Genomic DNA, 5968 nt, shown 5'->3' on the forward strand with positions numbered 1-5968 from the left:
TTATCCGGGATCTTGTATAACAGCTCGTTAACCAGGTTGTTGGCAAGCTGACTCAAATCTACCTTGCGTGTTGATGTAGTATCTCTTTTCTTTTTAAACAGGAAATCGAAGTTTTTTACCCCTTTTATATTGGTTAGGTTAATAAACCCGTCCTGTAATAAAACGTCAGATAATTTAATATCGCCCACAAYCAGCGGCAGTAGCCTAACACTTACCACAAAGTTTTTTATACTAAGCAGGCTGTCGCGCTGCTCGGGCACAATGCTAACATCTGAGAAAGATATCGTGCTGGTACCTGTAAAATGGGCCGAGCCTATTTTTACATCTAAATTATAATCGCGCTTTGCTTTTGCTGTAGCTTTGCCGATAGCTGTTTGAAGCAGGGCTTCGCGTTTTGACCAGGCGATATAACAGCCAGTAAGCAATATAATAAATAAGGGAATAAGGATAAATGCGGCTATGCGTATGTATTTAGGGTTGAGGCGCTTCATGAGTAAATTTTTCCAAAACTAAACTAATTCTTATCCCCTCCAAACGGTTGTTTCTGTAAATTGTTTCCTTAACAAACATAAATCAACCACCTGTTTTTATAAATTTGCCCGTAATAATATGATAATCACTAAAGAACAAGTTTTACAAGCACTGGGTAATGTTGAAGAACCAGACCTGAAAAAAGACCTGGTTACCCTTAACATGATACAGGATATACATATTGAGGGCAACAGCATTAGCTTTTCGGTTATATTAACCACACCGGCGTGTCCGCTAAAAGCGTTAATAGAAAATGCCTGCCGTAATGCCATCAGCTACTTTATAAGTAAAGAGGCGGTGGTAAGCATCAACATGACATCGCATGTTACTACGCAAAAAAACACCGGCGTACCGGGGGTTAAAAATATTATTGCAGTAGCATCGGGCAAAGGCGGTGTGGGYAAATCAACAGTTGCGGTAAACCTTGCCCTTGGCCTTGCATATTCGGGCGCTAAAGTAGGGTTGATAGATGCCGATATTTATGGCCCGTCAATACCTATCATGTTCGGGCTGGAGGGTGTTCGCCCGCAGGCCAGCGTTGTGGATGGAAAAACACGGATTGAGCCCATTGAGAAATATGGTATTAAACTATTATCAATAGGTTTCTTTACAGATCCTAACCAGCCGGTGCCGTGGCGCGGGCCAATGGTATCAACTGCTGTAAAACAATTATTTAACGATGCCGATTGGGGCGAACTGGATTACCTGGTGATCGATCTTCCGCCCGGAACGGGCGACATCCACATCACTGTTACGCAAACCTTCCCGGTTACCGGTGCTGTTATTGTAACAACGCCGCAAAACGTAGCGCTGGCTGATGCTAAAAAGGGAATAGGCATGTTTATGATGCCGGCCATTAATGTGCCGATACTGGGTGTGGTTGAAAACATGTCGTACTTTACTCCGGCCGAACTTCCGGATAACAAGTATTACATTTTTGGCAAGGGGGGCGGGCAAAAGCTTGCTCAGCAACTGGATGTTCCGTTTTTAGGAGAGATCCCGCTGATTAAAAGCATCAGTGATTCCGGCGATTCGGGCACTCCCGCTATATTGGAAGAAAACGGCGCGATGACCGCTGCTTTTATAAATATGGCGCAACGTGTGGCCCAGCAGGTAGCCATTTCAAACTTTGATAAGAGCCTGGAAAAAAAAGTTGAGGTATAAAATTTAGGGCCTGTTGCCGGGAGGCAACCCAAACATCGCACTAACATAAAAAGAGAATATTTTCGTTGATGTTATAGCAACATCGGGCAAAATATTGGAACATAGAATATTGTAAATTATTAATAACTTTACTTTAGTTATAAATTAGTAAAAATGAGTTTATTAAGTCAGGTTGAAGCAGCTTTAGATACAATTCGTCCGTATTTAGAGGCTGATGGCGGGAATGTTTCTGTTGAAGAAATCACCTCTGAAGGGGTTGTTAAATTAAAATTGCTTGGCTCATGCGGATCATGCCCAATGAGCATTATGACCCTTAAAGCAGGTATTGAGGAAGCCATTAAAAAGGCTGTGCCCGAGGTTACCTCAATTGAAGCAATAAACCTTACGGATATTGACGATCCTAATGCAGTACTGCCAGAAAATTTAAGATAGGTGTTAAGAATTGTTAAATACAGGTTATATTTACTGTATTAACGTATTTTTGAGCAACATTTTGAAACCTTTTCCCTTATATTTTTTAAGGTAATAAACAGCGGAAAAGAGACAGGTATATGAAATATTTGGTTTTTATATTTTTATTATTTGCTTCGGCTGCCACATTTGCGCAAAGTCACGAGGAACGACCGGTTGTGCAATTTACTGGTATAGTTCATAATGCCGATAGTGCAAAGGTGATTGTTCCTTATGTTACCATCACCAACACGTCGTTCCACAACCAGGTTAACTTAAGCAATTACAAAGGTTATTTTTCTTTTGTAGCACATGAACAGGATACCTTGCGCTTTACTTGTGTAGGTTACGGACAAGTCACGGTTGTAATTCCGGCCAACCTGCCCGGTAAAAGTTATACGCTGCAGGTAAGCATAAAGCCACAAATTATTAACCTGCCGGCATTTCATGTATTTCCGTGGGCCACTACAGATGAATTCAAGAAAGATTTTTTAGCAATAAAACTGGCGGATGATGACCTGGAGATAGCCCGCAAAAATATCAGTAAAGCATCTCTTAGCGCATTGTTTAATACCCTTCCACGGGATGCGCAGGAAATTCAATCGGCAAATGCACAAAGCATGCACACCAGCATCCTCAACTCGCATTCATTAACGCCCAACCCCTTACTAAACCCACTTGCCTGGGGAAGCCTGATCAAACAGATCTCGGACGCGGATAGCAAATAGTGGTGAGTGGACAGTTGTGAATAGTGCGTTTGCTAATCTTACTATGTTTATAGTGAACTTGAAGGCGAAGGAAGATCGTGGTTTTTCCACTCACTACTACCCGCTCTCTACTGACTATCTCCCCTTTTTTGCAGCCGGGAACTTCATTTTATAATCAACATTAACTATTCCTTTTGAAATGTCGTTCAGCCTTTTCTCAATAAGCCGTTTGCGCAGCGGGCTTAGCTTATCTGTAAATAATTTTCCTTCAATATGATCGTATTCATGCTGAATGATGCGGGCAGCCATGCCTTTAAAGGTTTCCTCATAATGTTTCCAGTCTTCATCGTAATACGAAATCCTGATTACCGATTTGCGATAAACATCCTCGCGGATATCCGGGATACTAAGGCAGCCCTCATTAAAACCCCACTCCTCGCCGCTTTCCTCTAAAATAACGGCATTAATGAATACCTTTTTAAAATCTTTCAGCTCCGGCTCTTCATCATCAAAAACAGTTGCATCCACCACAAATAAACGCATAGACATACCCACTTGCGGCGCCGCCAGGCCAACACCACGGGCGCCGTACATAGTCTCAAACATGTTGTTCACGAGCTCTTTTATATGTGGATATTCGTCCGACTCAATAGCAGTGGCTTTTTTTCTTAAAACAGGATCTCCGTAGGCGATGATAGGGTACTTCATTTTGCAAAAATACAGGTTTATTGTTTAGGCTCAAATTTCAATGTAATTAAGCCGTCGTTGTCAAATATTTCATTACTTATTTCCAGCAGCTGGTCGGCTGTTACCGCATTTATTTTGGCAAAAATCTCCTCTAAGGTTTCAATATGGTTAAAGTCGAGCAGGCTTTTGGCCATGGATATGATAAGGCTAAGCCGATTTTCCTCTGCCAATGCAATCTGGCCAATAAATTTTTGTTTGGCCTGGTGTAATAGCAAGGTGCCCAGCTTTTGCTCGCGCAGTTTTTTTAATTCTTTATGAACAAGCTTTGCGGCTTTATCAGCCTTTTCGGTGTCTGTTCCAAAATAAACAGAGAAAATGCCGGTATCAGTAAAAGGTGTATAGTTCGATTCGATGGTGTAGGCAATGCCATACTTCTCACGGATTTCCAGGTTAAGCCGGCTACTCATTCCCATTCCGCCAAGCAGGTTGTTTAACAACAGCAACCCATTTTTGGATTGGTGCGATGAGGCGTAAGCCTGGTTGCCAATAATGCAATGGGTTTGGGAGATCGGCTTTTTAACTACAAATATTCCGCTTTCATTAGGTTGCGGCCTTATCCTGTTTTTGGTGGGCTGATGGGATTCAATGCTGCCAAAGTATTTTTCGGCTAACTTAACAACCTTTTTAAAATCATAATTACCATGCACAGCAAATATCATTTCGGATGTGCTGTAGTTAGCTTTAATGAAAGCGCGCATATCGCCGCTGTTCATCCGGCCAACGGTTTCGGGTGTGCCCAAAATGTTTTTGCCGATGGGCTCGTCTTTAAACAATAACTCCTCAAAATCATCCTGGATAGCTTCTTCCGGCTGATCAAGGTATGAGGCAATCTCATCAAGAATTACGCCGCGCTCCTTTTCCTGCTCATCCTCGGGGAAGGTAGAGTGGAACAGGATGTCCTCAAACAGATCTATAGCACGTTCCAGGTGCTGGTTAAGCAGGGAGGCGTGGATACAGGTATATTCTTTGGTCGTATAGGCGTTTAAATCGGCGCCTACCAATTCCAGCCGGTTTAATATTTGATTAGTGTTGCGCCTTTCGGTTTCTTTAAATAATAAGTGCTCAATAAAATGAGCAAGGCCCTCCTGCTGGTTGCCTTCATCGCGCGAGCCGGCGTTTACAATAAAGCAGCAATGCGTTACGGCAAAGGGCGATGGCTTAAACAAAATGCGGATGCCATTGGGTAAGGTATGGGCCTGGTAGTCGATCATATGGAAATGCAAAGATAGCGTTATATATGTTACAATTATTTTACGTATGATTTGTAAGTGATTTTAGTACTTTAGTACACTAAAATGAAAAAGCTTACATCGTTTAAAACCAGATACCCCTTAAAACACATCAATGAAAATTAAAATTGCCGACCTTGAGTTTGAGCCCCTTATTAACGCCGAAATTATTGAAGACCGCGTAAAAACTATTGGATTACAGATAAACGAAGATTTTAAACAAAGCGTTCCGGTTTTTGTAGGCGTGCTTAACGGCAGCTTTTTATTCATCGCCGACCTGATAAAACAAATAACCATCCCCTGCGAGATCTCCTTTACCAAGCTGGCCTCCTATTATGGCGGCACCACCAGCAAGCTTAAAATTCGCGACGATATAGACTTAATTTTAGATATAAAAGGCCGGGATGTGCTTATTATTGAGGATATTGTGGATACCGGCAATACGCTTCACTACCTGATAGATAAACTAAAGCAACGCAACCCTGCATCCATTAAAGTATGTTCTCTGCTGCTTAAACCAGCCGCCCTGCAAAAAAAGATAGACGAGCTGAAATACGTTGGCTTCGAAATTGAGAACGAATTTGTGGTAGGCTATGGATTAGATTATCAGGAAATGGGGCGGAATTTAAGGGATATTTATAAAAAGGTAGGTTGATAGGATTTCGGAATTGGGATGTTGGATTCGGGATTTATGAAAACTGGATTATATAAGAAATCTATCACTCGGCGCGATTTATAAAACAATTAATCATTTTGTATATTTGTTTAATTATGCTCACCGCAATTAAAGGATATTACGAAAAAGGACGTATCATTATGAGCGAAGATGCCCCCGTACAATCTAAAACGGATGTAATAATTACTTTTCTTACCGATACCGATTCTCCAAAAACAATCAAAAGAGTTCCGGGGGGGCTTAAGGGCAAAGTTTCTTTACCAGACGATTTCAATGAACCATTGGATGATCTTAAAGATTATATGTAATGGCTGGTAAAAAGTATCTCCTGGATACGCATTGCTTGATTTGGTTTCAGGAAGACAGTTCAAAAATTCCAAATAAAATATTAGAAGCTGTTTAAAAATAAAAAAACAGACCGTCATTGCGAGGCACGAAGCAATCCCCAAAATACAGAGTAGCTT

The 5968-nt window shown here is 41.5% G+C and carries 7 protein-coding genes and 1 pseudogene; 5 read left to right on the top strand and 3 right to left on the bottom strand.

The annotated features are described in order from the left end of the window. Positions 1 to 491 (bottom strand): annotated as a pseudogene (locus tag AC1DPZ_RS20445) (penicillin-binding protein); the annotation flags it as partial. Between the two features lie 118 nt (positions 492 to 609). On the opposite strand from AC1DPZ_RS20445, the gene AC1DPZ_RS20450 reads away from it, so the two are divergent. From AC1DPZ_RS20450 to AC1DPZ_RS20460, 3 genes are all read left to right on the top strand, one after another. Next, entirely contained in the window at positions 610 to 1695 is a 1086-nt protein-coding gene (locus AC1DPZ_RS20450) for an Mrp/NBP35 family ATP-binding protein (protein ID WP_477406863.1), read from the top strand. A 153-nt stretch (positions 1696 to 1848) separates the two neighbouring features. Further along, entirely contained in the window at positions 1849 to 2127 is a 279-nt protein-coding gene (locus AC1DPZ_RS20455; RefSeq protein ID WP_477406865.1) for a NifU family protein, read from the top strand. Positions 2128 to 2246: 119 nt separating this feature from the next. Next, positions 2247 to 2873, top strand: coding sequence for a hypothetical protein (locus AC1DPZ_RS20460; RefSeq protein WP_477406867.1), 627 nt, complete (start codon positions 2247 to 2249; stop codon positions 2871 to 2873). Positions 2874 to 2987: 114 nt separating this feature from the next. Here AC1DPZ_RS20460 and def read toward each other — a convergent pair whose 3' ends face one another. Both def and AC1DPZ_RS20470 read right to left on the bottom strand, forming a co-directional pair. After that, on the bottom strand, positions 2988 to 3560 hold the full coding sequence (def, locus tag AC1DPZ_RS20465) for a peptide deformylase (RefSeq protein ID WP_477406869.1): 573 nt from the start codon (positions 3558 to 3560) through the stop codon (positions 2988 to 2990). 17 nt (positions 3561 to 3577) lie between these two features. Further along, on the bottom strand, positions 3578 to 4807 hold the full coding sequence (locus AC1DPZ_RS20470; RefSeq protein WP_477406875.1) for a M16 family metallopeptidase: 1230 nt from the start codon (positions 4805 to 4807) through the stop codon (positions 3578 to 3580). A 136-nt stretch (positions 4808 to 4943) separates the two neighbouring features. Here AC1DPZ_RS20470 and hpt point away from each other — a divergent pair, with 136 nt between their 5' ends. After that, the gene (gene hpt, locus AC1DPZ_RS20475; protein ID WP_477406871.1) at positions 4944 to 5483 is read left to right on the top strand and encodes a hypoxanthine phosphoribosyltransferase; all 540 of its coding nucleotides are present in this window, start codon (positions 4944 to 4946) and stop codon (positions 5481 to 5483) included. Between the two features lie 116 nt (positions 5484 to 5599). Beyond that, positions 5600 to 5812, top strand: coding sequence for a DUF2281 domain-containing protein (locus AC1DPZ_RS20480; protein ID WP_477406873.1), 213 nt, complete (start codon positions 5600 to 5602; stop codon positions 5810 to 5812). Positions 5813 to 5968 lie beyond the last annotated feature (156 nt).

This window comes from Mucilaginibacter sp. P4_G9 (genome assembly GCF_056400985.1).

Excerpts from the sequence above, each read along its gene's own strand:
- AC1DPZ_RS20455 (WP_477406865.1), top strand. The coding sequence starts at position 1,849 with ATGAGTTTATTAAGTCAGGTTGAAGCAGCTTTAGATACAATTCGTCCG.
- AC1DPZ_RS20460 (WP_477406867.1), top strand. The coding sequence starts at position 2,247 with ATGAAATATTTGGTTTTTATATTTTTATTATTTGCTTCGGCTGCCACA.
- def (WP_477406869.1), bottom strand. The coding sequence starts at position 3,560 with ATGAAGTACCCTATCATCGCCTACGGAGATCCTGTTTTAAGAAAAAAA.
- hpt (WP_477406871.1), top strand. The coding sequence starts at position 4,944 with ATGAAAATTAAAATTGCCGACCTTGAGTTTGAGCCCCTTATTAACGCC.
- AC1DPZ_RS20480 (WP_477406873.1), top strand. The coding sequence starts at position 5,600 with ATGCTCACCGCAATTAAAGGATATTACGAAAAAGGACGTATCATTATG.